A 26128-nucleotide genomic window follows, 5' to 3' on the forward strand; every position below is an offset into this window, starting at 1 on the left:
GTCTGATTCAAATTCTGTCTGACATCATCACTGGTTAAAAGGCTGGCGAAGACTGATGGCCTTATGAATCAGTTGATCCAGTTCATCACCGGTTTTTCCCCTGATATCAATTTCATTATCCCTTCTGAGAAGGCAGGGCTTGAGTTTTCCATCTGATGTCACTCTGATTCTATTGCAATGAGCGCAGAACTCGGTATTGTGCAGAGGACGAACTACCTCTACTTCTGCCCCATCGACACAATATTTTTTTCGATGGTGCATCCTCCGTGTCAGGATCTCAGTTGCCTGTGAGGCGATCTTCTTCTCAAGTCCATCTACATCGGCATGTGAGGTACACTCATTAAACTCCATCAGTTCGATGATCTGAAGGATCAGATTCCGGTTTCCCCTGACAAACCTGAAGAAATCAGGGATCTCATCATCGTTTATTCCCTGAAGAAGAACCATATTCAATTTTACTGGTGTCAGACCGGCATCAAGGGCAGAATCTATGCCTTCAAGAACATCTCCCAGGAGATCTTTTCCGGTGATCTGTTTATACCGGTCGGGCCTGAGTGTATCAAGGCTGATGTTCACACGCGACAGGCCCGCTTTCTTCAGATCATGGGCACAATCTGCAAGCAGTGTCCCGTTTGTTGTCATTGACGACTCGATATGTGATGGAACCGAGCTTATGATCTCAATCAGATCTTCACGGAGAGTAGGTTCCCCTCCGGTGAATTTCATGCTCCTGATCGGATACCGGGAGAAAGCATTGATGATTGTGATAATCTCATCTGTACTGAGTGAATTATCCGGCTGTTCTTCCCCCTCCGCATGGCAATACACACAGTTGAGGTTACAGGCTGGCGTCAAAGAAAACCGAACATTTGTTACCTGACGCCCATATGGATCAATCAGCTTCTCTGTCATCTCTTTTATGAATATAGTTCCTGGCAATTATATAGGTCTCAGTACTGCCTTTGCGGGTTGCTTTTGTGCTGTATATCCTGACAGAATAGAAATTCGCCCTGACTTCAGCAAGAAAATCATTAAAGAGCTCTCCCTGAAATGTCTTCACGACAAAATTCCCTCCCTGTTTCAGAACTGCCTTGGCAAACCTGAGCGCTTCTTCATTCAGATCGATTATGCGCGCCTGATCATAGCTTTTCTTCCCGGAAATCTTTGGGGATGCATCACAGGTGACAATACTGACGGGATCTATGATCCTTTGTGCTTCTGCACGTATGAGGGGATTTGTAAAATCTCCTGTTATGGTGTGTACACCCTGAAGTGGAGTTATCGGATTGAGATCAATTCCGATAATTACCCCCTCAGTGATATTCCTCAATACCTGAAGCCATGAACCGGGAGCAGACCCAAGATCGATTACCGAATCTGTGGGACGTATAATCCCGAATTTTGCCTGAATATCCAGCAGTTTATACGAAGCACGAGATCTGTATCCCTCACCGGTTGCTCTGGTATAAGCCGAATCACGTGACCATTGTGAACCCATCTTCTCTCCTCTCCCCAATCAAAATAATGAAAGAAATGTAACACATCATTTATCATCGGGTGTGTCGATAATAGAACAATATAATTATCCGTATTTAGTTCGTATCAATATGATAAGGGGTTTGTGATGTTAAAAGCAACTATTGATGCAGATACGTTCAGAGAATCGATCGACGCCATATCAGCTCTGGTTGGTGAATGCCGTCTTCATATAAGTGAGAAGGGTTTTACCACACGGGCAGTAGACACCTCAAATGTTGCGATGATCTCACTTGAGCTGGATGCAGGTGCATTTCAGTCATATGCTGCAACAGAACTTGAGATTGGACTTGATATTGCGAAATTGAAGAATATCCTCGGGATGGTAGGAAAGAGTGATCCTATCGAGCTTGAACTGGATGCTGAAAGTAAAAAACTCGCGATAAGTTTCAAAAGTTACCGGTATTCGATATCACTTCTGGATACAAAGACGATTCGAAAAGATCCAAACCCGCCAACACTCAATCTGCCCGCAGTTGTGAGGGTTCCGGGCGAAACACTGAACAATGCTATTAAAGCAGCCTCAGTCGTCTCTGATAAGATTGCACTGAAGATTGAGCCTGAAATTTCCCTCTTTACCATGATCGCCGAGGGAGATACTGATAATATCAAACTTGAACTTGGAAAAGACGATGTCGAGTTTGTTCAACCAGCAGAAGCACGTTCGCTCTTCTCACTTGATTATCTCAAGGATATGGGGAAAGTAATCGGGCGATCCCAGACTGTAGAAATTCAACTTGGAATTGATCATCCTGTTCAGTTCCTCTTTCCAATCGCCCAGGACAAAGGGCGTGTCACCTATCTCCTCGCACCCCGTATTGAGGCAGATTAATGAAAATCCGGCTTGAACTGCAGGATCTTGCCCACTACCCTTTTTTAAAAGAAGCACAGGAAGTAATCGCATCACGTGGTTATTCTCTTCGCACTATTACCGGCAACCCTGAGAACCGGATCTACCTTGATGCAGCAGTGGATCGAATACGTGATGCCGCCCAGTCAAAAAAAGGGAGGGCATGGACAGATAGTGATGATCCATTCCTTGATATTCTCAGTTATGGCCTTGCCAGAATTCTTGTATCCTGCATAAAAAACCGCTCAGGGATTGCGACCCTTGCCAGATATGAGGCTGAACGGGCATTCTTCTTCCTACAGACCATCGAGAAGAACGATGCTCTTCGCCTTCATATCTTTCGGGAACTGGATATGCCTCTTTTGGGAGACAGTATGTCCTACACCCGCTATATCGAGATCACACAGACACTGCGGGAAGACACTTTCCGGCTTGTGAACCGTGATCTATCACAAGGACAGGTCTTTCTGAGTGAAGAAGAGAAAGATCTTCTTCTCCGTGAGCGGATCAGAACACTCCTCCTCGATCAACTTCCTCTTGACCTGCCCGAATCTGTCTGTGACAGCCTATCTGTTCATCTCCAGGTTGTCCAGTCCATTATTGCCGAACGTACCGTTGAAGAGTATGGGGATGTCGAGGAGTCACGGTTCCCGCCCTGTATCCATGCGCTCTTCGAAGCGGCTGTTACTGGAAAATATCTCACCCATTCGGGGAGATTTGCATTGACTACATTCCTCCATACCATTGGAATGGATGTAACAGAGATTATCAGAACCTTCTCACAAGGGAGTGACTTCAATATTGAAGTGACATCCTACCAGGTGAATCATATCATCAGCCAGGGAAGTGACGGGTATACAACACCATCATGTGCAACCATGATGACTCATGGGATCTGTTCAGGGAAGAATGCAAAATGCAAACTTATCAGCCACCCCCTCTCATATTACCGGAAAGAGAAGAAGCAAAATAAGAGACCTGCGAGTAAAATTAACTCATCCGGGAAAAATAACGAAGAAAAAGAAGATATATGATTTTGCGGGGATCTTTTAATGAGTTTGTCAGGTTCAGATTGATTTCTCTATTACCGTTGATCCCGCTCCGATGAGGATGAATATGAAGATCAGCAGAGCGATCAGATAGGCGTATCCCGGATTCATTATTGCTGGCAGTCCAATGAGAAGAACAAGGAATATAATGAGGCTTATAACCCCTATGGCGATGTCCATGAGCCATTTTTGCATACATATATTCTCCTGAGGAGAGGCTTAATGGTTTTCACAAAACTCCTGTCAAAACCATTGGATAACCCGGTAGATCACACTTTCTTTCATCATTTGATCCGGATGCCAACCAGAGAATCTATCTCCCTCAGAAAAGATCCATACTGTATGGTACCAGATGATCCCATGAGCCTCCTCAGGCAACATGTCACTTCAGAGAGCCTCATTGAGCATTGTGTAGCAACCGGTGCAATCATGCGGGCTGTTGCCCCACATCTGAATGAAGATCCTGATCTCTTTGAGATAATCGGTATCCTGCATGATATCGATTATGAGATCGTCTCCGGAGGTATGGAGAGGCACGGCATTGTTGGCGCGGAGATGCTCCGTGAGGCAGGCAAATCTAAAGAGATCGCAGATGCTGTCATGAAGCATAACCACCATCTCTTTTCGGGTCATTCGACCCCGGTTGATCTCTGCCTTCAGTCCGCAGACAGCATTTCTGGTCTCATCATCGCCTGTGCCCTCGTCAAAGGCGGGGCAATAGAAGAGGTGACGGTAAAAACCGTGAAGAAGAAGATGAAAGATAAAGGCTTTGCAGCGGGGTGTGATCGTGACAGGATACGATCGATTGAACTCCTGATGGATCTCGATCTCTTTATCCAGTCTGCAATCGAGGGTGTTACACGAATCTGGGTGCGTTCAAATGATTGATAAAGATGAAAAAACCGACATTCTCGATGCACTCGCGTATGCTGTCAGTGAGCTGAAGGAGAAGATGGATCCCCGTCTTATCCCCGAAGTTGGCAGCAACATTGTCTATGCCAAAAAAGGTGCCCGAAGCCCGGCTGATGTGGCGGGGGTGGAAGGGAGGATTGTGACGCTTCGGAAGAGTGTTCACCCGGTGGGAGAGTGTGCATTCGGTGCAAGTGACCATGTTGCGCGGATCGTACTGACAGCAATGCGGTTTGACCCTGAGATACGATCTGCTGCAAATATCCGGTTTACTGAGACTCTGGCCGCTCTATTGGAGGATATGAGCTTCACTGTATGCTGGTTTGACAGGGAACATGAGCCACCCGGCATACAGACGATGGATTGGGGCGTTGCATCATGTTGTAAGGAGGATGTCCCGGATATGATCATTGATCGCGGGGCTGTTGGAAAAGAGCCGATGATACGGATCCTTGGACCGGATCCGTCATCGGTTGCAAACACAATCATTATGTTGTCATCGCGCATTACTATTATGGAAATTTGAGGACGATATACATGGGAATCAAACCAAGCTACATTAAATCAATCGGAACAGGTCTCCTGGAAAAGCATGGCAATTACTTCTCTAATGAATTTGATGAGAATAAACTCGCCGTTTCGAATCTCACCACCATCGAAAGCAAAGGTGTGCGAAATCGTGTGGCGGGTTACATTACGAGAAAAGTAAATACCAGAAGACGCAGATAAGCTAGCGTATGATCCATGGAATAATACCAGCTATCATAACTCCTTTTCAAAGAACAGAAACGATGCCTGTTGATATCAACGGGCTTCGTTCAAACGTCGAAAATCTTTTGTCAGAGGGAATTGATGGAATTGTCCCCTGTGGATCGACAGGGGAATCTGCAACCCTTAATTTTGCCGAACATGAAGAGATCATCGAAGAGGTGGTCTCAGCTGTAGGAGGCAGGATACCAGTCATTGCCGGCACTGGTTCGAACAACACCGAAGAGGCACTGACACTTACAAAAGCTGCAAAAAAGATCGGGGCTGACGCTGCACTTGTCATCAGCCCGTATTACAACAAGCCAAATCGTGCCGGGCTCATCAAACATTATACCAAACTGGCTGACTGCGGCATCCCTATCATCGTCTACAATGTGCCATCACGGACTGGTCAGAACCTGGCCCCGGATCTGATCCTTGAACTTGCAAGGAATCCGAATATCATCGGAGTGAAAGAGGCAAGCGGTGATATCGGCCAGATATCCCAGATCATCGAGATGACCCGGGATCTGGAGAGGGAGGTTCCATTCTCTCTCCTCTCAGGTGATGATAACATGACGTTGCCGATTCTCGCACTGGGTGGACATGGAGTCATCTCTGTTGCTGCAAATCTTGAGCCCGCCAGAATGGGAACTCTCTATGATGCCTGCCGGACCGGATCGTTTGTCAGGGCCCAGCAGATCCATTATGAGCTTTCCCCGCTCTTCCGTGGCATGTTCATTGATACAAACCCAATACCCGTAAAGAAAGGTGTCGAGCTGAGGGGAGGAGCAGCAGGTCCGCTCAGGCTTCCGCTCACCGAACTTGACCCTCAAAAAGAAGCGGTATTGAAGGAGATACTGAGTCATTATGATTAAAGTTGCAATTTGCGGTGCATTTGGCCGTATGGGTACAATCATCGGAAGAATGGTTGAGGAAGATCCCGATCTCACCTTTGTGGGCGGTATTGACATTCGCTCCGGGGAGGCATTCGGACAGCCTGTTGTGGATTCAGAGCATCTGGAGCAGTTCCTCAGAGAGAGAAAACCTGACTGCCTCATTGATTTCACAATAGCAAGTGCATCAGTCAGGAACATTGAAATTGCAGCATCCGCAGGGGTGGCTCTTGTTGTCGGGACAACCGGTTTCTCCGGAGAGGAGGAGGAACGAATCAAAAAAGCAACAGAAGGAGTCGTGCCTATTGTCAAGACCACAAATTTCAGTGTGGGTGTCAATATCTTCTGGCAGCTGATACGAAATGCAGCATCACTCCTCCCTGATTATGACTGTGAGGTGATCGAGGCACACCACCGGTACAAGAAAGATGCCCCAAGCGGTACAGCAAAAACAATCCTGGCAATCCTTGAAGAGGAGATGGGGGCACGGGATAAGTTGTATGGCCGTGAGGGAATGACTGAACGCGCTGATGAGATTGGTGTACATGTGATCCGTGGCGGGGATATCGTTGGTGATCACTCTGTTTTATTCTCAGGCAATTTTGAAACGATTGAACTTTCTCACCGCGCGTACGATCGTTCTGTTTTTGCACGGGGCGCGATCAGGGCAGCGAAATGGGTGCCGGGTCAACCTGCGGGCACATACACGATGAAAGAGGTTCTGGGCCTCTGATCGTGGTGTGTATATCGAAACCTATTTCTCATCTTTTTTTAAACAATACTATAGGAGGAATCCAATTGGTAGCTGTTATTGATAAGGAGAAATGTACAGGCTGCGAAACATGCGTTGATATCTGTCCAACCGCTGCGATCTCTATGAATGACGAGAAGGCTGTTGTAGATGCAGATACCTGTGTTGACTGCGAAACCTGTGTGGATGAGTGTCCGGCTGAAGCCATTCACATGGAATAATTCTTTTTTTTATCTCCCCCGATAGAGTTTGACGGAATTAAAACTCTAACGCTTAAATATATTCTCACCCTTACTTCTGTTTACCCATGATCAATGTTGGAGTGCTTGGTGCTACAGGTGCCGTTGGCCAACGGTTTGTCCAATTACTAGCGAATCACCCCTGGTTTGAACTTACCACACTTACCGCGTCCGAACGGAGTGCTGGGAAGCCATACGGACGGGTTGTGAACTGGAGAGTGGATGCACCGTTTCCAGAGACTGTGGCTGATCGTATCGTGAGCCCGACAACAGTCGAGGCTGTGAAAGATCTTGATATCGTCTTCTCTGCACTTCCTGCGGATGTCGCAAAGACACTGGAGATGGATATTGCAGATGCCGGTGTTACTGTATGCAGCAATGCATCATCACACAGGATGGATCCCCTGGTTCCCCTGCTCATCGCTGAGATCAATCCCGAACATATCGGCCTTATCGATCTTCAGCATGACAGCGGGAGGGATGGCTGTATCGTAACAAATCCAAACTGTTCGACCATCATGCTCTCTTCCTCCCTGGCACCGCTGCTGCCTCTGGGCATTAATGGTGTGACGGTGGCAACCCTTCAGGCGATATCTGGCGCCGGGTTTGATGGCATCCCCGGCATGGCGATATTTGACAATATCATTCCCTACATTGGATCTGAAGAAGAGAAGATGGAGAGTGAGCCAAAGAAGATCCTGGGTACATTCAATGGTGCTGAGATAGAACCCGCATCATTTCAGATCAGTGCAAGCTGTAACAGGGTGCCGGTTATTGACGGCCATCTGATGTCAGTCTGGATCGATGCTGAGTATGGTGCCGCTGAAGCGAAGGACGCCTTTGCCAGATGGAGACCCCCATTTTCCGGGCTCCCGAGCCAGCCTGAGGAGACATTGCACATCTTTGAACAGCCTGATCGCCCGCAGACCAGGCTTGATAGAAACAGGGGTAATGGAATGACCGTCTCAATAGGCAGGATCAGGGAAGGTATCCGCTATACTGCAATGGGACATAACACGATCAGGGGGGCAGCCGGTTCGTCTGTCCTCAATGCTGAGCTAATGAAAACAAAGGGTTATATTTGAGGGATCACATGCAGACAGATAACACAGTATTCGTTGGTAACAAGCCGGTAATGAATTATGTACTGGCAGTGGTGACACAGTTCAATAATGGCGCTGAAATGGTTGCCATCAAGGCCCGGGGAAAGGCAATCTCACGTGCAGTGGATACCGCAGAGATTTCATTGAACCGATTCCTTGAGGGTGTTGGAAAGAAGGATATCTGTACCTCAACAGAGGAGATTGAAACAGATACTGGAAGAACCAATGTATCCAGTATCGAGATCATCCTCACAAAAACACTCTGAAACAGGATCCATCCTCCAGTGTATGGAAATGGATTTTCTCTCCTTTTTTTATTACCTGAAAGTTTCCATGAGTTTTTTTGCAGAATAAGGGCAAGATAATTGGTTCCGACCAGAAACACTATAATTATATACGACAGATAGTATCTAATGAAAACAGGCATAATTATTGCGGCTCTCCTTATATTCGCTCTATGCAGTATGCCTGTTGCCGCTTCTGAGCCTGGAAACAGGTACAGCTACATCACCTTTGAGACAGTGGATATCGTTCTCGATGGGGCGGATGCAGTAATCACCATCAGTTATTCGATCGATACCGGTGTTCAGGTATTGGTTATGCTCCTTGGAAACCATGATCTCAGAACAAAGGTGCTCCGTTCAATGAATTTTGATGACGCAAAAATACAGTATGCCGATCTGGAACGGGCAATTATTACCGTTGACGCTGCATCTTTTGATTATGGCGATGGATCGTTCTGGTTCCCACGCCACTCATTTCTGGTAACCATCCCTGAGCTCACCATACAAACCCCACAATCTGCCCGTAAGCTCTTCATGATCAGTCAGATGGAAGAGGGATTTGGATATTTCGCTGCCCGGCCATAATCACGATATACTAAGGTTTTGTCCAGGGCCAGTGAAAAGAGTGTTTTTGAGTGAACAGATCCACCTGAGATCAGATCCGCTCAAAGTCGATGTATCCCTTCTCAGGATCAGTGTTTAAGAGGCGAACCTGAACTCTCTGTCCAACCTTCAATCCATCCTCGTTTCGTACGACCCGACCCTCTACAGGGGGATCAATGATCCTGGCATAGGTTCCTTTCTCTGAAGCGCCGGTGATAAGACCCCTGAATGTCTCACCCACCCTGTCCATCAAAAGAACAGCACCTGCTGCTTTTCTCACAAACCGCTCCACTTTATTTGCCGCTTTTTCTGAGGCAGAGAGATGTCCGGCAAGCATAGTCAGCTCATCTATGTCATAGGGAGTTTTTTGCCTCTCAATACTGGCTTTGATCAGCCTCTGGATGATTATATCCACATACCGCCTGTTTGGTGCTGTGCCATGGGTATAATCTGTTACTGCAAGGGCAAAATGGCCAACCGAATCCTGATCCGGCGCGACTGCCACATATTCCCCGGGTCCCATGAGCTTGACGACAGTAAGGGAGAGATCAGGAAAAGTTTCGGGATCTTTCTTTTTCTGGGTAATAAGAAATGAAGCAAGCGCCTGGACATCAGGATCAGCAGGCAACCTGAAATGGTGTGAGGCTGCCTCTTCTACAATGCCCTGCCAGTTCCTTGGAGTCCTGACAATCCGCTGGATCATCGGAAATGATCGTTCATTCAGACGGGCGACAAGTGTCCTGTTTGCGGAGATCATAAATTCTTCAATGAGAGAATGGGCCGGACTCTCCTGTTGGATGACAAGGCCGGTGACTTTTCCCTCAACCATAACTGGCGATGCTTCGATTGTTTCAAGATCAAGAAATCCCTGCTCTGCTCGCTCTGCCTTCATCTTTTGAGCTGCTTCATGCTGCAGGAGAAGCTGTTCCGGGAGTTTTGGAATATCAAGATCTTCATAGGGAAAAGCACCCTTGTTTTCGAGCCATTCTCCGACAACTTCATACACCAGCTTTGCTTTATTGTGGACGATGGCCGGATAGATATCCCCGTGACGGATTGATCCATCAGAAAGGACGGTATATTCGATAACAACTGCCAATTTGTCTTTTGTTGGGTGGAGGGAGGTGATATCTTCCGAGAGGCGGATCGGAAGCATCGGGTAGGTTACAACACCGGTATAAATTGAGGTTCCATGCTTTGCAGCGTGCCGATCGGTTGCCGATCCTTTTCCAACGAGATGATCTACATCAGCTATTGCGATCTTCACCTGTATTTCGCCATTCGGCTTTTTTTCACAGAACTGTATCTGGTCAATATCCATAGTGTCATGATTGTCAATTGAGACCCAGAGAAGAGACCTGAGATCACGGGCAGATCTTCTCTCTTCCGGTCTCATCTCATCATTGAGGTTGTTTACTTCTGAGATGACACTCTTTGGAAATGTCGGCAGAAAGCCATACTTCTCCATTGCCTCATCTGCTATCTTCCTGAGATCTGGTGGATTGCTCGCCTGCATAAAAGATGAATATGGTGCGACTGCTGATGAAGTTGTTGGAGCTTTGACCTCATCGCTCAGTCGTCTGGTAGTTTTTACCAGTAATTATAAGCCAGATCGAACTATTTATTCTGGTAATCTGTTGAGAGGTGGATTTTGAATAAACCTGAGATAATTGGCATTATTCTCATTATTTTTGGCATTTTAGGCATTATTGGGACCGGATACAGCTACACTCTTGGAACTGCCGCTGATGCACAACAAATATTGCAGGATAGCGGTGCAATCATTGAGCTCCATGAGGACTCCGTCCGATCGACTGGCGAATCTGTGAAGGAAATGGGATATCCAATGGAACAGGTGGGCGGATACATGAGGGATGCCGGACGACTCATCAATATGATCCCCCTGGTCAGGGCAGGAGATCCGCTTGAAGATGGCGGTGAATTGCTGTATACCATCGGCGGTACCTTGAATAAAACCGGGTATGATCTCATCAATACGGCGGATAACATGAGATCTCTCTCGGAAAACCTGAGAGATCTGAGTGATGATATCGTCACCATGATGAATCTTGCAATGGCCGGAATCGGGCTTATGTCGTTTATGTTCATTATCACCGGTCTTGGTTTCCTTGAGAATGGATCAGACAGAAGAGAGATTACGAGGCTTCGCCTGGAACTTGATGAACTGAAGAAGAAAGGAAGATAAATGTCTCTTCAAAAAACTTCCCACCCTAAATGAGGAATGAGGCACCGTAATAGATGAGGGACTCTTGTGGATTTTGACCGGCTGCTCATCAATTCCTTTCTCTATACAAAGGATGCGTTTCTTGGAAAACAGAGCAGGTGGATCCTCTTCATCATCTCGAAATATCTTCTCTATCCCATTTTTCTCGGCTACATGGTCGAGATATACCGGGGGAAGATGCCATCCCGAACAGACAATCCTTATGAATTCATCGATGATGAGCCTGTCTTTGGCGCCCTCTTCTTCAATGGATTGAAACTCTTCGTAATCAAGCTGATCTATACGGTACCAATCGCCATTATTGCTGCTCCTCTTCTGATTACTCTCATTTTCGGAGATGAAGATGCCCTGTCAGGGCTTGTATCCGGAACAGGTATTGTTCCTGAGGAAGTGCTCTTTGCCTTTGGTTTTCTAACAGGGCTTGCTATCGTCATCTATACCTTCCTGATCGGGATCAATCTGCCGATAGCTCTTGTTCGATTTTCGCGAACCGGCCTTATGAGAGAGGCATTCAGGTTCTTTGAGATCCAGAAGATAATCGGGCATATCGGACGATTGAACTATATAATCGCCCTCTTCCTCCTTGCCATAATCATAGGTTTAATCGAATATCTGCTTCTTCAGGTGCCGGAGATTGGATGGGCTCTCCTCATCATCTTTACTCCCGTGCTGGCAGTCTTCTCGGCACGGTATATCACGATGATCTATGAGACTCTCCCGGAGTAGTCTGTTCCTAAACGGCGGAATAGGATTCCTTTTCAAGCGTGCCGGTACTGCAGATCTGGATGCAGAGACCGCAACCATCGCAGGCAGCAGTATTGATCACAACACCGTCACTTTTCAGCTCGATTGCCTGGTGTCCTCCATCCCGGCATGCGATGACACACCGGCCGCATCGGATACATGATGCAGGATTGCTTATGTGGGGGCGGATTCGTAGTTTTCGATCGAGTGACTGGTGGCTTGTCAATGTATCCAGACATAAGCCCCTGAGTTCATCGGGTGAAGAATATTCTTTCTCTTTCAGATAGTCAGTAAGCCCCTTCTTCATCCCTCTGACGATACCATAGCCATTCCACATGACAGCGGTGCAAACCTGTACAGCAGATGCACCAAGGAGTAAATACTGGACGGCATCCTGCCACCTGCTGATCCCGCCAATACCCATGATGGGAAGAGGAACGGTTTTTGCGATCTGTGAGACCATCCGGAGTCCGATAGGCCTGATCGCTGGGCCTGAATACCCCCCATAGGTTGAATAACCATCCACGTTCGGAAGAGGGGTCAAAGTATCGATATCTATGCCAAACATGCAGCTGACCGTATTGATTGCAGATATGCCATCGGCTCTGCCAAGTGCAGCAGCGAGGGCAACAGGGCTTATATCAGTGATATTGGGGGTAAGCTTGACATAGACCGGAACATCTGCGACTTTTACCACCATCTGTGTGAGATCCTGAACCATCCGGGGGTTCTGCCCTATTGCTGAGCCGATACCCGCTTCAGGCATGCCATGGGGGCAGGATACATTCAGTTCAATCGCATCGCACCCGGCATTCTGCACATCTTCTGCAAGATCCTGCCATGTGGGCGGATCAGGGGAGCCCATGATACTTGCGATCAGGATCTTATCGGGGAACTCGGATTTGATAGCTCCGATCTCCTGTACCCAGTATGAGACGCTGTGCTTGCTGAGCAGCTCGATATTTTCAAATCCCAACAGGTCATTACATTCGCTTTTCCATGCAGTAAAACGAGGAGATACATCCCTAATCGGCATATCGTCGGGGGTTATCGTTTTGATAACGGCGCCTCCCCATCCGGCCCCAAAAGCCCGCCGAATCATCTGGCCATTCGATGTAGGGGGAGCTGATGAGAGTATGAATGGGTTCTCAAGGGTAAGGGAGCCGAGTGTTGTTTTCAGGAGAGGGGAGTCTTGCATTTTTTTCATCACAGCACGGTTAGATATTCCTCTTCAGGAAAAGAACCTTTGGTTATTCTATTCCGAGCCAGAGGTCTCCTGATTATCCGCGGGAACAGATCGGGGCGCTCTTTTCATATCTGAGAATGCTTATTTCCATTGTAAGAGGAAACAACCATGAACCCTGACTGCATATTGTGCATCAAGGGTGCAGATTATGGCTGATATGCAGGTGATCCGGTGGTGTATCGATATCGGAATGGCAGTTCTGTTTGTTGTTGTATTTGTGACCGGGCTGTTCAAATGGACACTCCTGATGAGGGCACTTGGCCTCACAGATCTGGTAATGCCGGTTGCGCTGATGAGCGATATCCATGACTGGGCGGGTCTTCTTCTCGGGTTTATGGTCGCCCTTCACCTGTTTATGAACCGTGCCTGGATCATCTCCACTACCAAAAAGGTGCTTGCAGGAAAAAAGTGATGAGTGGCCGGGTTCTTCCGGCTCATATTACCGGTTATAGACACTTTCGGAGATATCTGCACTATCTGAAAATCCACGCTGCTCCCAGTATCCCCGGTAGGAGGGATCATCTGAAAGCTCGATTGTCTCGATCCATTTGATCCATTTATAGCCCCATTTGTCCTCGGCAACGAGCTGGAACGGATATCCTCTCTCTGACGGAAGCGTGACATTGTTCATCCGGTATGCCATCAGAATATCATTTTCCATGATGTAGTCGAGTGGAAGCGAAGTTGTGTATCCGTCATCTGCCCTGAAGATGACGGTGTTTGCCCGGGGATCTGCTCCAGCGTCATTGATGATATCCCGAACCAAAACACCTTCCCAGAGGATGGTGGCATCCCAGCCTTCAACACAATAGAGGGTGACCACTTTTGAGTAGTGCGGGTATTTGTCAAGGATCTGATCATAGTTTAAGATGGTGTCCTCCTCAACAAGTCCGGTGACCGTCAGCCGGTAGCGGGTGATATCAACATACCGTGGGCCACGGATTGCATTTTCGCGGAAGTCATTGACTGATGAGAGGTCAAGTCCTTCATAGTTCCTAATCTCAACGGCTGCAAGGGCGGTTGGATCATTGCCTGACATCCTGCTATCTGCACCAACATAGGGGAGGAGAAGGAAGATAACCGCACTTAAGAAGATAAACAGGGCGATTATCAGGATGAGGAAGGAAGGTTTCTGCATGAGAAGGGATGTTGTCGGAAGTGTTGATAAAATCATGTATGGGAACTGGCATGTGGCGTATTGTGCGGTTGTGATGGCTTGGGTAGGGGGTAGCTCGGTTCAGATTCGGGGTGCATCTGACATATGTCGTCATGATGATTTACCCACGATTCAGAAAACCTCATCAGTCATGATATCCATCTGAAGAGTATGCCAGTGATCACCACTTCTGATGGCATATCCCTCAGGTATGCAATTCATGGTGAAGGAAAAACAGTCATTTTTGTGCTCGGGTATGGAATGAGCCTCGATGAGTGGCCGTCCCGGCTGATATCACAACTTGCACAATCGTACAGGGTCATTCTCTACAACCACCGCGGGGTGTCCGGTGAGCGTAACCCGGCGATTGAGTTTACGATCCCACAGGGAGCCCGGGATCTGCATGAGGTGATTACACAGCTTGCGGGCAGGGAAGGGTATGGACAAGATAGGGAGGAAGATAAGAAGGAATTGATAGAGGTAGAGGAAGGGGAGGATGATTCTGAAAAAGAGAGGGGTGTGCATATCATCGGGTACTCGATGGGGGGGATGATTGCACTTGAATACGCTCTTTTGTATCCGGATTCAGTCGACCGCCTTGTCCTCCTGAATGCCGACTGCGGTGGGGTGCTGAAGGTCCCGGCAGAGGAATGGGTCACAGCAGAGATGGCAAAAGAACTCTCCACCGCTGAGGCATATCTTGAGCGTGCCGGAAAGCTTCTCCTCACGGAATCATATCGCTGTGAATTTCCCGATCCCATGACCTGGTTTGTGGATTATGGGGAGGTGGCTGACCCGCATGCAGTAAAGGAGCAGTTTGATGCGATGCTCCTCTGGGATGGGGTCTGCCCGGATCTCCATACAATCCGCTCTCCGGCACTCATTATTGCTGGCGATCAGGATATTGTCATCCCCCCGGAGAATGCCGAAATTCTGGCAGCGGCCATGCCGGATGCCACGCTCCATATACTGGGCGGGCAGGCGCATGGGATGATCTTCTGCCAGCCGGTGAGGATTGCAGAGATGATCGAGGAGTTTCTTGGGTGAGCGGGGGGGCAAGGAGATGAGGGATAATGGTCGAAATGATGATTTGATAGATTCAGATTCTATCCTGAGTGAAGGGGATTATATCTCCCTACAAAAATATCGAGCTGAGAAAGAAAAGGGGATGTTGATCTCTGAATCCGATGCGAAAAGGGGACTTGGTTTATGATGTATGAAATCAGGTTATCCTCATAATTCCATTAATTTTATTCCTTGCTTTCTGATTTCATTTGATTAGGCCGATTTTTCCATTATCCCTTCATTCCTTCCCAGAACCGTTCGTCCTTTTATCAATCAACCGGGTTCCGATGGCTATAACCTTAGAGGCAAGGTAGCACTATAGCATACGTACATGAGGGTACATGTACGTATAGGTGGTAAAAGAAATGAAAACAAAGACAAAAGATGAAAAGAAGAGCGTAATAAGAAGATTTAGAAAAAGGATCTCTCTCACAATCGATCCGGAAAATTATGACTTCATTCAGGATACAGGCTTGAATGTCTCCAAAGTCTTAGATGTGGCGATACATTCGCTTAGATTGAATATGTATTATGAAACATTAGTAACAGCGTTGATAGCTAACTCCGAATTAAAAAAAAACACCAAAAACAAAGCCTCGGGCGGGAATCGAACCCGCGACCTCTTCCTTACCAAGGAAGCGCGATACCGCTATGCCACCGAGGCGATTGTTGTGCCAGACAATAAGTTGCCTGTTTGAGTTGCCTGATTGAAATGCCCATATTCCGGAGATCTAAGCCCCTGAATCCGGCAGCGACCCCCAAATACATGAGAAGTTGCATTATATCGTAAGCCAGCGTTGTTTTAATACCTTCCGGAATGGATCATGGCTTGGAGCGTATTTTGCGATGGATTTCCTATATTCAAAGAATGATTGACGACTCTTCGCACCCACTATACCCAAACACCTGACAACTCCCGGCACACTCCCCCAACACATCCCCACAATATACTCCCCGAATACCCACTGCACCAGATCACCATTCAACAGACCCATCACCACTTAACACTCACAACAAGACACCATATCGGGGCCATTACAACCCAAGCGCCCTGATGCTCTCCTTCACCCCTTCAAGGGTATCAACCTCGATAACCGGGATCACCTTCTCCCTCCTGACGGCTTCCATCACTGCATAAAAGTCAATGGTTCCGGTTCCAACCGGACTATGCGAATCGGTTGTCCCATCATTATCATGAATATGGATATGAGCAAAAGGATACTTCAGGAATTCTGGAAGGCAGCTATTCAGGTTAGCATGGCCGATATCAAGTGTAAAGCTGGTGCCTTCAATGAGGGGCAGCTCAGAGGGGGTTTTAAGGAAGAAATAATCCCAGTTCCCCATATTCTCAATCGTCAGTTCGACCCCCCGCTCATTCGCCAATGCCCGGAGTTCGGCTATGGATTTCAGCATCTGCCGCTCTGCCATCTCCCTCTCCTCCAGCCATGCGAAATAGCCGGGGTGGACGATCACCGGGGCATTGACCTCAGCGGCAATTGCAAAGCATTCGTCTGTTACCTGGACGCTCGCCTTTCTGATCGGCTCAAGGAGGGAGGCGATATTCACTCCTCGTGATGGCGCATGAATCGAATAGGAGAAGGAATATGACTCGAGGATCTCAGGATTATCAATATAATGAAGGCCGTCATCCATCACCTCAACAGAGCCGGTGATTGGAGCAAGCTTCTCAAGGGCTATCCCGAGCGGCTCGCGATGAAGGCAATAGGTAGAGACTGCAAACATACACTCAATCGGCAGGAACAGACGATAAATGATCTGATCCGAATCCTCAGGCACAGATCTTCTTTCAAATGAAGATACACCCACCAATGCCACAGCTCCACCTGCAGAAAAGAAGTATCCCCTGTCACGACAGATATGTATCGAAGATAATGGAATACCAATATCTCTTCGGTCCGGTACGCTCCCGCCGCCTCGGGAGATCCCTTGGCATCGATCTTGTGCCCGGAAACATCTGCTCTTTAAACTGCGTCTACTGTGAGTGCGGCACAACCATCCATATCACACGGAAACGGGGGGAATATGCCTCCCTCTCAAGAATCCAGCAGGAACTTGATCACTACCTCAGAATAAAGCGGGATATCGACTATATCACCCTCGGCGGAACCGGCGAGCCGACACTCCATTCGGGAATCAGCGCCATCCTTGAGTATCTCAGAAAACACCACCCTGAATACAAACGAGCTGTCCTTACAAACAGCACCCTCCTCCATGACCCGGCAATCAGAGACGAGATCAAAACAGCAGACCTCATCCTCCCCTCACTTGATGCAGTCAGCGATGACATCCTCCAAACAATCAACCGGCCACCTTCAGGCATCACCGCAGAAACAATGGTTGATGGCCTGATAGCACTCAGGAAGGAATTTAAAGGAAAAATCTGGCTTGAGATATTCTTCATTCCGGGTGTTAATACAACAGACGAAGAGCTCCACCTCCTGCGGGATGCAGCAGTCAGGATCAACCCCGATGTAATCCACATCAACTCGCTCAGCCGCCCCGGCGCAGAAACCTGGGTCACGACACTCACAGACGACGAGAAGAAAGCCATTCAATCTTTCTTTATTGAGCAATTTACGAATACTCAGATCATCTAAAAACCTCAACAGCAGAGGAGATGATGGTCCGGTTTAATCCCTGCCTCCACCAATCAACCTTTTCTGGCTGGGAGGGCATACTACTATGAGAGAATCTCTATGGCGGTTGGAAAGGATATCATCAAGGCAATACAGGAAGAGATTAAGTCAGACGTCAGGATCATGCATGTCTGCGGCACACACGAAGCAGCTATTGCAAAACACGGGATACGAAGCGTCCTCCCAAAAGAACTGAAGGTCGTGATGGGGCCCGGCTGCCCCGTCTGCATCACGCCTGCCGGCGAGATAGACTGTGCAATAGATCTTGCAGCAGAAGGAAAGATCATCACCACTTACGGCGATCTCCTCCGGGTGCCGGGATCGAAAGGTTCGCTCGAATCAGCTGATGGTGATATCAGGATCGTACAGGGCATTCATAAGGCAGTAGAGATTGCAAAAAATACTGATAAAGAAGTTGTCTTCATCTCTGTTGGTTTTGAGACAACAGTTCCAACCGTTGCCGCAACAATCCTCCAGAATCCACCTGAAAATTTCAGCATCCTCTCCTGCCATCGTGTCGTTCCTCCTGCCATGCAATGGCTCCTCAGCCAGGGAGAAGCGGACCTTCATGGATTCATCCTGCCGGGGCATGTATGCGCTGTTATGGGATATGAGGAATATGAGCAATTCCCGGTCCCCCAGGTGGTAGCAGGCTTTGAAGCAGACGATCTCCTGCTTGGCCTGTACATGCTTGTAAAACAGATCAATAACAAAGAGGCAAAGGTGGAGAATGCCTACCCAAGGGCCGTAACACGGGAAGGAAACACCAAGGCAAAAGCCCTGATGTACGAGGTATTTGAACCCTGCGACATCGAGTGGAGAGGCTTCCCCGTCATACCGGATTCCGGTCTTGCATTAAAGCCTGAATATGATATTTATGACGCATTAAAGAAATTCAATAAGACAATTCCTCATATCGAGAAGCGCTCCGCCTGTATCTGCGACCAGCTCCTCCGCGGTCTCGCCGAACCAACCGACTGCCCGCTCTTCGGCACAGCATGCACCCCCCGCACCCCGGTCGGCCCCTGCATGGTCTCCCATGAAGGTGCATGCAAAATCTGGCACCAGTATCACCGATAACGATATCCTTATCTGTTTTTACACAGATCTATCTAGACGCAATGCCCGCATTCGGGCTTCTGCAACAATTGTCTCGGTAGGGTAGTGGACATCCTAGAAGCCTCCGGAGCTTTTGACCCGGGTTCAAGTCCCGGCCGGGACGTCTTTCTTTTCGTAACCATCAACCTGTGGAATGCAATGTATCTGCATCCCGTATATAGCCAATAATTTAAACAATCAGATCGTAAATGTTACCACTATGGCGTTTGACCTGTACGATCTTGTAAATAAATATCCCCCAAAGCAGATGATGGCGGTGCCGCTTGTCATCACGCTCATCGGACTGATAATCATCGGGGCCAATTTCATGATCTCCGGTGTTCCTATCAATCTTGGGATTGATTTTGCCGGGGGAACGGCGGTAACGGTGATGAGCGATGATACACCTGAACAGTTGGAAGCGTATTTTGCAGCATATCCTCTGATCAGTATCGGTGAAGGCTTAAACAGGGGAAACTACCTTCGGTTCGGGCCAATGTCTGATGAACAGTTCCGCTCACTCTCCCAGGATATAGCTACGCGGTATCCTGATGCAAAAGTGGATCAGATCGGAGAGTCGTTTGGCGAGACACTCCAGCAGCAGGCACTTATTGCCCTCCTCTTCTCGTTCATCGGGATGGCAGTCATCGTATTCATCGCCTTTAGAACTGTGATACCCTCTATTGCAGTCGTCTTTGCTGCATTCACTGATATCCTCATAACCGCAGCAATCATGGATGTGATAGGACTACCCCTCTCACTTGGCACAACGGCCGCACTTCTGATGCTCATCGGCTATTCTGTCGACAGCGACATCCTCCTGACAACCCGTATCCTGAAACGGCAGGGGAAACTCGAGGAGAAACTGAAAAATGCATTCAGGACAGGCTTTATCATGACAACAACGACCCTTTCTGCGGTCCTCGCACTGTTGGTCGTCTCGTGGATCGGAGGAATAGAGATCATCATGCAGATTGCAGCCGTCCTGTTGATCGGTCTTCTCGTTGATCTGATGAACACCTGGATGTTCAATGCCGGAATTCTGAAATGGTATGTGCAGAGTGGAAAAGCAGCAAAAGGGGTGAAGAGATGACAAAAGACGATTCCAATTCTCTCATGCGTGACTGGCGCATACTGGTGCTTATTGCAGCACTTATTCTCTCAGCCGTTTCGATCTATCTGCTTCCCCCCGCCTTTGATAAGGGCATTCAGGGGAATGTTCAGCTTGGCCTGGATCTGGAAGGCGGATCATGGATACAGCTTGAATATAAGGCAGAATTAATCACCTTTGAAACAACCGGCTCCGTTGAAGAACTTCTACTTGGAATATCCGAAGATCTCGACACAGAAGTATCACTCCTGGAGGAAAATGTTGTTGAGATACGAAAACCATTCACCCGGGAAGAGCTGGAGCCGGTATTCGCAGAATATGGCGCAACGATCACCAGCTATGAGATCGGGGTAGGTCCTGAAACAGCAGAAACCGTCAAACGCATCCTGGAAGAGAAGATCAACCGCCTCGGAACGAGAGATGCCAAGGTGAACACCCTCACCACATTCGGCGGCGCCTCACGGTATATCCGGATAGAACTTGCAGGCGTCGACATGATCACCGCACAGGAGATCGTCGGGCAGCAGGGCAGGTTCGATATCAGAATTCAGACCACCGGTGATGAGACCGAACATGTCCTCTATGGTGACGCAATAACAAGTGTCGGGAACCCTGCACAGAACCCAATCGGAAGCAGTAACTGGGGCGTTCCATTCACCATCAACGATGAAGGCGCACGCGCATTACGGGAAGCCGCTATCCGTACAGGGGCAACAGATCGGCCGATGGAGCATGAACTGATGATGCTTCTGGACGACGAAATGGTCTACAGTGCACCGCTCTCAACTGATCTTGCCGCACGGCTGAAGGTCGAGGAGGTCAGAAACCTTGTTGCATCAACTGGTGTTGGAGAAGAGGCACTGAACAGGGCGATGATCCTCGAAATTCACCTTCGTGCCGGTGCGCTTCCGGTTGATGTCACCATCGCCGGATCAGGGTCAGTCTCAGCCGCTCTTGGAGAACACTTCAAGACGATGAGTATCATCGCCGGTATCATCGCACTCCTTACTGTGGGACTGGTCGTCTATTACCGGTACCGTGAACCAAGCATTGTCATTCCGATGCTCCTGATCAACACCTCGGAGATCATTATCCTCCTTGGAATTGCACGGTACTTTACCCAGCTCGATCTCGCAGCTATTGCCGGCCTTATTGCAGTTCTTGGAACAAGCATCGATCAGCTCGTCGTCATCACCGACGAGGTACTTCACGAAGGAAAGGTGCCCTCACCAAATGTCTATCTCAAACGGCTCGCACGGGCGCTTGGCATCATCATAGTTGCCGCCTCCACGATGATCATCGCGATGCTCCCGCTAGCCGTGATGGATCTCTCATCACTTCGTGGATTTGCCATCATCACCATCCTTGGCGTCTTAATTGGAGTCGTCATCACACGGCCGGCATACGGGAAGATCATCATGGCGATCCTCTCCCGATAATCCACCTTTTTCCATCGCGCATACAAAAAATCGATAATTCAATACAAAAAAAGGCAAACGGGTTATTTTTCAAGGAAGGATAACACAGATCAAACCAAAACCCCATTGTATAGTACCAATCTGCCCCCACTGTTAATATGAGATGGAAACAGAATGATTATGGTCATTCATGAAGGCGGTTTTGGGGCTTGAAGACGGAAGCTTTTTTGTAGGAGAGGGTTTTGGTGCTGAAGGAGAAAGCACCGGGGAACTGGTCTTCACCACACAGATGGCAGGATATATGGAGGCGCTGACTGATCCCAGCTACGCGGGACAGCTACTCATGTTTACCTATCCGCTCATCGGCAATTATGGTGTAGATTTTGCAAATTTTCAGAACCCTCTCATCCATGCACGGGGATGTATCACTCATGAGGTATGCAAATTCCCAAAACACAATCCTTCGTTAATCACTTTTTTTGAGGATCAGGGACTGCATGGACTATCTGGAATCGACACACGAATGCTTACAATAAATACCCGGCTCCATGGCACACTCAGATCAGCACTGATTGTCGGGGATGATAATGGAGAGTATGCAGTTGAGATGGCACGAAAGGCGCCGCAGATCTCAGATATTGATCTGATACAGTCAGTCACCTGCACCGATCCCTATCATGTACGGGGCAAAGGAAAACGGATCGCCGTCCTTGATCTTGGGGTGAAGAAGAATATCGTCATCAGCCTGCGAAGGCGGGATGCAGATGTATATGTCTTCCCCTACACTGCAACAAAGGACGAGATAGATGCCTGCAGACCGCAGGCACTCTTCGTCAGCAATGGACCCGGCGATCCAAAACGTGCAACACATGCAATCGATACCGTCAAACGATACATCGGCGAGATCCCGATATTTGGTATCTGCATGGGCAACCAGATCCTGGCACTTGCTCTTGGTGGAGACACCCACAAGCTGAAATTCGGACACAGGGGATCAAACCAGCCTGTACGGTGTAGTGATGGAACGATATCCATAACAACTCAGAATCATGGATATGTCGTTGATGCGGAGTCGCTTCCGGAAGGATGCCAGGTGAGCTATACAAATGTGAACGACAACACCCTCGAAGGATTCGTTGATCGTCACTTAAATATCTCCTGCGTCCAGTTCCATCCTGAAGCCCACGGTGGACCGCATGATACGGAAGAACCAATCTTTGATATGATCTACAGGAGCATTCCGGATGCCTAAATTATCACACATAAAGAAAGTGCTGCTGATTGGATCAGGTCCAATCCAGATCGGGCAGGCAGCCGAGTTCGATTTTTCTGGAACACAGGCCTGCCGGGCGCTCAGGGAAGAGGGGATCTCTGTTGTCCTTGTAAATTCAAACCCGGCTACCATTATGACCGATCCGGAGACGGCCGATGTTGTCTATGTCGAACCACTGAAAGCCGATATAATTGCAAAGATCATCGAGAAAGAGAAGCCGGATGGGATATTAAGTGGCCTTGGCGGACAGACCGGGCTGAACCTCACCGCAGAACTTGCTGAACTCGGTGCCCTTGAGGGCATAGAGATCCTCGGCACCCCGCTGAATGCCATTTACATGGGCGAGGATCGGGAGAAGTTCCGTGACCTGATGAACAGGATAAATGAGCCCGTACCAAAATCGATGATCCTGACACGCCTCGATCAGGTGGATGAAGCATTGAAGACGGTTGGCCTTCCCGCAATCATCCGCCCGGCATATACACTGGGAGGATCAGGCGGTGGAGTTGCCACAACCGAGGAGGAACTCCGACGGATCGTCGAGATGGGGCTTTCAAAGTCAAGGATACGGCAGGTACTTGTCGAAGAGAGTGTCAAAGGCTGGAACGAGATAGAATTTGAGGTGATGCGGGATGCAGCTGACACCTGTATCATCATCTGCGGTATGGAGAATGTCGATCCGATGGGTGTCCATACCGGTGAGAGTGTAGTTGTTGCCCCAATCCTTACACTCCGTGATGACCAGTACCAGATGCTCAGGACAGCTTCCATAAAGATCATCCGGGCACTTGGTGTTCAGGGAGGCTGTAATGTCCAGTATGCCTTTAAAGATGGAGATTACCGGGTTATCGAAGTGAATCCCAGGGTCTCCCGTTCATCTGCACTCGCCTCAAAAGCAACCGGATACCCGATCGCACGGGTCACTGCCAAGATAGCCATTGGGATGAGGCTGGATGAGATCACCAATTCTGTCACCGGATGCACCCCGGCATCATTTGAACCTGCCATCGATTATGTGGTTGTGAAGGTTCCCCGCTGGCCATTTGATAAATTCAAGACCGCTGACCGATCGCTCACCACTGCCATGAAGAGCACCGGTGAAGTGATGGCAATCGGCCGGACTCTCGAAGAGGGATTCAAAAAAGCACTCCGCTCAATCGACACCGATGTTATTACCCACACAAATCCCGATGAAATACGGATGATTCTCCAGCGTCCGACCGATGAGCGGTTCTCTACCCTCTTTGATGCGTTTCGAATCGGCTTCTCATTAGAAGAGATTCAGACGCTCACCCAGATAGAGCCCTTCTTCCTGGAAAAAATCCGGCATATTGTTCAGATCGAACAATCACTCTCCCCGGAATCAACAAATGAAGATTTGCGATCGGCAAAGAAATTTGGATTCTCAAATACCGAACTTGCTGAACGAACAGGAAAAACCATTGCCGCTCTCGAAGCAATAACCGGCAATCCCACATATAAGATGGTTGATACCTGTGCGGCAGAGTTCCCGGCACAGACTCCCTATTACTACTCAACCTGGGAGACAGGGTGCGAACTGACAAAGAATGATGCACAGAAGATTCTCATCCTTGGATCCGGGCCGATCCGGATCGGGCAGGGGATTGAGTTTGATTACTGCACGGTTCATGCAATCCAGGCGCTCAGGGAACGTGGTGTTGAAGTCCATGTCGTGAATAATAATCCGGAGACGGTCTCAACAGACTTTGATACTTCAGATCGGCTCTTCTTTGAGCCGATGCAGCTTGAGGATGTCATGAACATTCTCCGGAGTGATGGCTATTATGGCGTCATGGTACAGTTTGGTGGGCAGAATTCCGTCAACCTTACTATCCCGATCAGCGAGGAGATCAAACGTCTCGGACTCTCCACTCAGATACTTGGAACAACTCCCGATGCGATGGACATTGCAGAAGACCGTGACCGTTTTAGTCTTCTCCTCGAAGAACTTGGGATTCCAAGCCCTGCAAACGGATCAGCCTACTCTGAAGAAGAGGCATTCTCCATTGCAAACCGGATCGGCTACCCCGTCCTTGTACGGCCATCCTACGTCCTTGGCGGCCGGGCAATGGAGCTCGTTCACGATGATATCGAGCTTGGGACCTATATCAAGGAAGCCGTCCGTGTCAGCAAAAAACACCCTGTCCTGATAGACAGGTTCCTTCAGGATGCAGTCGAGCTTGACGTTGATGCAGTCTGTGATGGAACTGATGTCCTGATAGGCGGTATCATGGAGCATATTGAAGAGGCTGGAGTCCATTCAGGGGATTCGGCATGTGTCATACCAACCCAGTCACTCCGTCCCGAGACGATCGCCACCGTTCGGGAATATACCCGGAAACTTGCTCTTGGTCTTGGCGTTGTCGGCCTCATAAATATCCAGTATGCAATCCAGAACAATCAGGTCTATGTACTCGAAGCCAATCCGCGTGCAAGCCGGACAGTGCCCTTTGTATCAAAGGCAACCGGTATTCCACTCGCAAAAATCGCTGCACGGATCATGCTTGGAGAGAGCATATCGGAGATCGGCTACACCGAACGTGATATTCGCCATGTGGCGGTGAAGGAGGTTCTCCTTCCCTTTAACAAACTCCCCGGTGTCGATGCAGTTCTTGGTCCGGAAATGAAGAGTACCGGCGAAGTTATGGGGATTGATTTTGACTTTGGACGTGCCTTTTTTAAGGCAAGCCTTGCTGCTGACAATACTCTCCCTCTACAAGGGCGTATCTTCATCTCCGTTAATGACGACCAGAAAGAGGTCAGCATACCAATAGCACGCAAACTCCAGGATCTCGGGCTTGAGCTCTATGGGACGTCAGGTACAGTCCAGCATCTTGCCCAGGCAGGCATCCGGATGAACCTTGTCCGGAAAGTGCAGGAGGGATCGCCAAATGTCATCGATATGATGCGGAGGGGCGAGATCCAGCTCATAATCAACACACCCTCAGACAAAACATCACGACAGGATCACTACCAGATCATGCGTATTGCCGTTGATTATGGGATCCCCTATATCACAACTATCCCGGCAGCAGATGCTGCTGCAATGGCAATTGAAGCATACAAAAAGAATGAGACCACAATAGAGCCCCTTGGATTCTACCTCCGGTAACCGGGGCTCTTCATA

At 48.6% G+C, this 26128-nt stretch carries 28 protein-coding genes and 2 tRNA genes; 22 read left to right on the plus strand and 8 right to left on the minus strand.

What is annotated here, in order from left to right; translation table 11 throughout:
* Positions 1–27: 27 nt before the first annotated feature.
* Together moaA and ACYUBO_RS05980 are read right to left on the minus strand one after the other, a co-directional pair.
* Entirely contained in the window at positions 28–912 is an 885-nt protein-coding gene (gene moaA / locus ACYUBO_RS05975; protein WP_460373081.1) for a GTP 3',8-cyclase MoaA, read from the minus strand.
* Positions 893–1498, minus strand: coding sequence for an RlmE family RNA methyltransferase (locus ACYUBO_RS05980; protein ID WP_460373083.1), 606 nt, complete (start codon positions 1496–1498; stop codon positions 893–895). Before ACYUBO_RS05980 ends, moaA begins: the two co-directional genes overlap by 20 nt.
* A 126-nt stretch (positions 1499–1624) precedes the next feature.
* Here ACYUBO_RS05980 and ACYUBO_RS05985 point away from each other — a divergent pair, with 126 nt between their 5' ends.
* Entirely contained in the window at positions 1625–2368 is a 744-nt protein-coding gene (locus ACYUBO_RS05985) for a DNA polymerase sliding clamp (protein WP_300330806.1), read from the plus strand.
* Positions 2368–3420 carry a DNA primase large subunit PriL gene (locus ACYUBO_RS05990; protein ID WP_460373085.1) on the plus strand — a complete coding sequence of 351 codons (1053 nt, stop codon included), beginning with the start codon at positions 2368–2370 and terminating at the stop codon, positions 3418–3420. The genes ACYUBO_RS05985 and ACYUBO_RS05990 overlap by 1 nt, the downstream gene beginning before the upstream one ends.
* A gap of 33 nt (positions 3421–3453) precedes the next feature.
* Here the strand turns inward: ACYUBO_RS05990 and ACYUBO_RS05995 are convergent, their stop codons facing one another.
* Positions 3454–3630 carry a hypothetical protein gene (locus ACYUBO_RS05995; RefSeq protein ID WP_300330801.1) on the minus strand — a complete coding sequence of 59 codons (177 nt, stop codon included), beginning with the start codon at positions 3628–3630 and terminating at the stop codon, positions 3454–3456.
* A 147-nt stretch (positions 3631–3777) separates the two neighbouring features.
* On the opposite strand from ACYUBO_RS05995, the gene ACYUBO_RS06000 reads away from it, so the two are divergent.
* The 9 genes from ACYUBO_RS06000 to ACYUBO_RS06040 all read left to right on the plus strand — a co-directional run bounded on the left by ACYUBO_RS06000 (position 3778) and on the right by ACYUBO_RS06040 (position 8949).
* On the plus strand, positions 3778–4323 hold the full coding sequence (locus ACYUBO_RS06000) for an HD domain-containing protein (RefSeq protein ID WP_460373087.1): 546 nt from the start codon (positions 3778–3780) through the stop codon (positions 4321–4323).
* Positions 4316–4870: a thiamine-phosphate synthase family protein gene (locus tag ACYUBO_RS06005; protein ID WP_460373089.1), complete on the plus strand. Its 555-nt coding sequence runs from the start codon at positions 4316–4318 to the stop codon at positions 4868–4870. The genes ACYUBO_RS06000 and ACYUBO_RS06005 overlap by 8 nt, the downstream gene beginning before the upstream one ends.
* An 11-nt stretch (positions 4871–4881) precedes the next feature.
* Positions 4882–5073 carry a 30S ribosomal protein S17e gene (locus tag ACYUBO_RS06010; RefSeq protein WP_300330790.1) on the plus strand — a complete coding sequence of 64 codons (192 nt, stop codon included), beginning with the start codon at positions 4882–4884 and terminating at the stop codon, positions 5071–5073.
* Positions 5074–5081: 8 nt separating this feature from the next.
* Positions 5082–5969, plus strand: a complete 888-nt coding sequence (gene dapA, locus ACYUBO_RS06015) for a 4-hydroxy-tetrahydrodipicolinate synthase (protein ID WP_460373091.1) — start codon at positions 5082–5084, stop codon at positions 5967–5969.
* Entirely contained in the window at positions 5962–6720 is a 759-nt protein-coding gene (gene dapB, locus ACYUBO_RS06020; RefSeq protein WP_300330781.1) for a 4-hydroxy-tetrahydrodipicolinate reductase, read from the plus strand. The genes dapA and dapB overlap by 8 nt, the downstream gene beginning before the upstream one ends.
* A gap of 65 nt (positions 6721–6785) precedes the next feature.
* Entirely contained in the window at positions 6786–6959 is a 174-nt protein-coding gene (locus ACYUBO_RS06025) for a ferredoxin family protein (protein WP_300330776.1), read from the plus strand.
* Positions 6960–7045: 86 nt separating this feature from the next.
* Entirely contained in the window at positions 7046–8062 is a 1017-nt protein-coding gene (gene asd, locus ACYUBO_RS06030) for an aspartate-semialdehyde dehydrogenase (protein ID WP_460373093.1), read from the plus strand.
* An 8-nt stretch (positions 8063–8070) separates the two neighbouring features.
* Positions 8071–8346 (plus strand): DNA-binding protein Alba, encoded by a 276-nt coding sequence (albA, locus tag ACYUBO_RS06035; protein WP_300331327.1) that lies wholly within the window; start codon positions 8071–8073, stop codon positions 8344–8346.
* A 147-nt stretch (positions 8347–8493) separates the two neighbouring features.
* A complete protein-coding gene (locus tag ACYUBO_RS06040; protein WP_460373095.1) occupies positions 8494–8949 on the plus strand; it encodes a hypothetical protein in 456 nt (151 codons plus the stop codon).
* 70 nt (positions 8950–9019) lie between these two features.
* Here ACYUBO_RS06040 and ACYUBO_RS06045 read toward each other — a convergent pair whose 3' ends face one another.
* Entirely contained in the window at positions 9020–10483 is a 1464-nt protein-coding gene (locus ACYUBO_RS06045; protein ID WP_460373097.1) for an RNB domain-containing ribonuclease, read from the minus strand.
* Positions 10484–10618: 135 nt separating this feature from the next.
* Between ACYUBO_RS06045 and ACYUBO_RS06050 the strand changes: the two genes are divergently transcribed.
* Together ACYUBO_RS06050 and ACYUBO_RS06055 are read left to right on the plus strand one after the other, a co-directional pair.
* Entirely contained in the window at positions 10619–11173 is a 555-nt protein-coding gene (locus ACYUBO_RS06050) for a hypothetical protein (RefSeq protein WP_460373099.1), read from the plus strand.
* Positions 11174–11239: 66 nt separating this feature from the next.
* Positions 11240–11938 carry a DUF4013 domain-containing protein gene (locus ACYUBO_RS06055; protein WP_460373100.1) on the plus strand — a complete coding sequence of 233 codons (699 nt, stop codon included), beginning with the start codon at positions 11240–11242 and terminating at the stop codon, positions 11936–11938.
* A gap of 7 nt (positions 11939–11945) precedes the next feature.
* On the opposite strand, the gene preA is transcribed toward ACYUBO_RS06055, so the two are convergent.
* Complete coding sequence (gene preA / locus ACYUBO_RS06060; protein WP_460373102.1) at positions 11946–13163, minus strand: NAD-dependent dihydropyrimidine dehydrogenase subunit PreA; 1218 nt, start codon at positions 13161–13163, stop codon at positions 11946–11948.
* 187 nt (positions 13164–13350) lie between these two features.
* Here preA and ACYUBO_RS06065 point away from each other — a divergent pair, with 187 nt between their 5' ends.
* A complete protein-coding gene (locus ACYUBO_RS06065) occupies positions 13351–13614 on the plus strand; it encodes a DUF4405 domain-containing protein (protein WP_460373104.1) in 264 nt (87 codons plus the stop codon).
* 27 nt (positions 13615–13641) lie between these two features.
* Here ACYUBO_RS06065 and ACYUBO_RS06070 read toward each other — a convergent pair whose 3' ends face one another.
* Complete coding sequence (locus ACYUBO_RS06070) at positions 13642–14340, minus strand: molybdopterin-dependent oxidoreductase (protein ID WP_460373106.1); 699 nt, start codon at positions 14338–14340, stop codon at positions 13642–13644.
* 189 nt (positions 14341–14529) lie between these two features.
* On the opposite strand from ACYUBO_RS06070, the gene ACYUBO_RS06075 reads away from it, so the two are divergent.
* Positions 14530–15405, plus strand: coding sequence for an alpha/beta fold hydrolase (locus ACYUBO_RS06075; protein ID WP_460373107.1), 876 nt, complete (start codon positions 14530–14532; stop codon positions 15403–15405).
* 610 nt (positions 15406–16015) lie between these two features.
* Here the strand turns inward: ACYUBO_RS06075 and ACYUBO_RS06080 are convergent.
* A tRNA-Thr gene (locus ACYUBO_RS06080) sits at positions 16016–16087 on the minus strand.
* Positions 16088–16458: 371 nt separating this feature from the next.
* Positions 16459–17166: a sugar phosphate isomerase/epimerase family protein gene (locus ACYUBO_RS06085; protein WP_460373109.1), complete on the minus strand. Its 708-nt coding sequence runs from the start codon at positions 17164–17166 to the stop codon at positions 16459–16461.
* Between the two features lie 149 nt (positions 17167–17315).
* Between ACYUBO_RS06085 and ACYUBO_RS06090 the strand changes: the two genes are divergently transcribed.
* The 7 genes from ACYUBO_RS06090 to carB all read left to right on the plus strand — a co-directional run bounded on the left by ACYUBO_RS06090 (position 17316) and on the right by carB (position 26113).
* Complete coding sequence (locus ACYUBO_RS06090; RefSeq protein WP_460373111.1) at positions 17316–18041, plus strand: radical SAM protein; 726 nt, start codon at positions 17316–17318, stop codon at positions 18039–18041.
* Between the two features lie 99 nt (positions 18042–18140).
* Positions 18141–19160: a hydrogenase formation protein HypD gene (gene hypD / locus ACYUBO_RS06095; protein WP_460373113.1), complete on the plus strand. Its 1020-nt coding sequence runs from the start codon at positions 18141–18143 to the stop codon at positions 19158–19160.
* A 70-nt stretch (positions 19161–19230) separates the two neighbouring features.
* A tRNA-Arg gene (locus ACYUBO_RS06100) sits at positions 19231–19302 on the plus strand.
* 96 nt (positions 19303–19398) lie between these two features.
* Entirely contained in the window at positions 19399–20271 is an 873-nt protein-coding gene (locus ACYUBO_RS06105; protein WP_300331740.1) for a protein translocase subunit SecF, read from the plus strand.
* The gene (locus ACYUBO_RS06110; protein WP_460373114.1) at positions 20268–21728 is read left to right on the plus strand and encodes a preprotein translocase subunit SecD; all 1461 of its coding nucleotides are present in this window, start codon (positions 20268–20270) and stop codon (positions 21726–21728) included. Before ACYUBO_RS06105 ends, ACYUBO_RS06110 begins: the two co-directional genes overlap by 4 nt.
* A gap of 169 nt (positions 21729–21897) precedes the next feature.
* Positions 21898–22959: a glutamine-hydrolyzing carbamoyl-phosphate synthase small subunit gene (gene carA, locus ACYUBO_RS06115; protein WP_460373116.1), complete on the plus strand. Its 1062-nt coding sequence runs from the start codon at positions 21898–21900 to the stop codon at positions 22957–22959.
* Complete coding sequence (gene carB / locus ACYUBO_RS06120) at positions 22952–26113, plus strand: carbamoyl-phosphate synthase large subunit (protein WP_460373117.1); 3162 nt, start codon at positions 22952–22954, stop codon at positions 26111–26113. Before carA ends, carB begins: the two co-directional genes overlap by 8 nt.
* Positions 26114–26128: the final 15 nt, after the last annotated feature.

The sequence above is a fragment of the Methanocalculus sp. MC3 genome (assembly GCF_054767395.1).

Bases quoted from the DNA above. Each gene is read 5' to 3' on its own strand.
- ACYUBO_RS06040 (WP_460373095.1), top strand. From the start codon at position 8,494: ATGAAAACAGGCATAATTATTGCGGCTCTCCTTATATTCGCTCTATGC.
- hypD (WP_460373113.1), top strand. From the start codon at position 18,141: ATGGCGGTTGGAAAGGATATCATCAAGGCAATACAGGAAGAGATTAAG.
- ACYUBO_RS06085 (WP_460373109.1), bottom strand. From the start codon at position 17,166: ATGTTTGCAGTCTCTACCTATTGCCTTCATCGCGAGCCGCTCGGGATA.
- carA (WP_460373116.1), top strand. From the start codon at position 21,898: ATGAAGGCGGTTTTGGGGCTTGAAGACGGAAGCTTTTTTGTAGGAGAG.
- asd (WP_460373093.1), top strand. From the start codon at position 7,046: ATGATCAATGTTGGAGTGCTTGGTGCTACAGGTGCCGTTGGCCAACGG.
- ACYUBO_RS05995 (WP_300330801.1), bottom strand. From the start codon at position 3,630: ATGCAAAAATGGCTCATGGACATCGCCATAGGGGTTATAAGCCTCATT.
- ACYUBO_RS06070 (WP_460373106.1), bottom strand. From the start codon at position 14,340: ATGCAGAAACCTTCCTTCCTCATCCTGATAATCGCCCTGTTTATCTTC.
- ACYUBO_RS06005 (WP_460373089.1), top strand. From the start codon at position 4,316: ATGATTGATAAAGATGAAAAAACCGACATTCTCGATGCACTCGCGTAT.
- ACYUBO_RS06065 (WP_460373104.1), top strand. From the start codon at position 13,351: ATGGCTGATATGCAGGTGATCCGGTGGTGTATCGATATCGGAATGGCA.
- ACYUBO_RS06075 (WP_460373107.1), top strand. From the start codon at position 14,530: ATGCCAGTGATCACCACTTCTGATGGCATATCCCTCAGGTATGCAATT.
- preA (WP_460373102.1), bottom strand. From the start codon at position 13,163: ATGAAAAAAATGCAAGACTCCCCTCTCCTGAAAACAACACTCGGCTCC.
- ACYUBO_RS06110 (WP_460373114.1), top strand. From the start codon at position 20,268: ATGACAAAAGACGATTCCAATTCTCTCATGCGTGACTGGCGCATACTG.
- ACYUBO_RS05980 (WP_460373083.1), bottom strand. From the start codon at position 1,498: ATGGGTTCACAATGGTCACGTGATTCGGCTTATACCAGAGCAACCGGT.
- ACYUBO_RS06090 (WP_460373111.1), top strand. From the start codon at position 17,316: ATGGAATACCAATATCTCTTCGGTCCGGTACGCTCCCGCCGCCTCGGG.
- dapB (WP_300330781.1), top strand. From the start codon at position 5,962: ATGATTAAAGTTGCAATTTGCGGTGCATTTGGCCGTATGGGTACAATC.
- ACYUBO_RS06045 (WP_460373097.1), bottom strand. From the start codon at position 10,483: ATGCAGGCGAGCAATCCACCAGATCTCAGGAAGATAGCAGATGAGGCA.
- moaA (WP_460373081.1), bottom strand. From the start codon at position 912: ATGACAGAGAAGCTGATTGATCCATATGGGCGTCAGGTAACAAATGTT.
- ACYUBO_RS05985 (WP_300330806.1), top strand. From the start codon at position 1,625: ATGTTAAAAGCAACTATTGATGCAGATACGTTCAGAGAATCGATCGAC.
- ACYUBO_RS06010 (WP_300330790.1), top strand. From the start codon at position 4,882: ATGGGAATCAAACCAAGCTACATTAAATCAATCGGAACAGGTCTCCTG.
- ACYUBO_RS05990 (WP_460373085.1), top strand. From the start codon at position 2,368: ATGAAAATCCGGCTTGAACTGCAGGATCTTGCCCACTACCCTTTTTTA.
- carB (WP_460373117.1), top strand. From the start codon at position 22,952: ATGCCTAAATTATCACACATAAAGAAAGTGCTGCTGATTGGATCAGGT.
- albA (WP_300331327.1), top strand. From the start codon at position 8,071: ATGCAGACAGATAACACAGTATTCGTTGGTAACAAGCCGGTAATGAAT.
- ACYUBO_RS06105 (WP_300331740.1), top strand. From the start codon at position 19,399: ATGGCGTTTGACCTGTACGATCTTGTAAATAAATATCCCCCAAAGCAG.
- dapA (WP_460373091.1), top strand. From the start codon at position 5,082: ATGATCCATGGAATAATACCAGCTATCATAACTCCTTTTCAAAGAACA.
- ACYUBO_RS06000 (WP_460373087.1), top strand. From the start codon at position 3,778: ATGGTACCAGATGATCCCATGAGCCTCCTCAGGCAACATGTCACTTCA.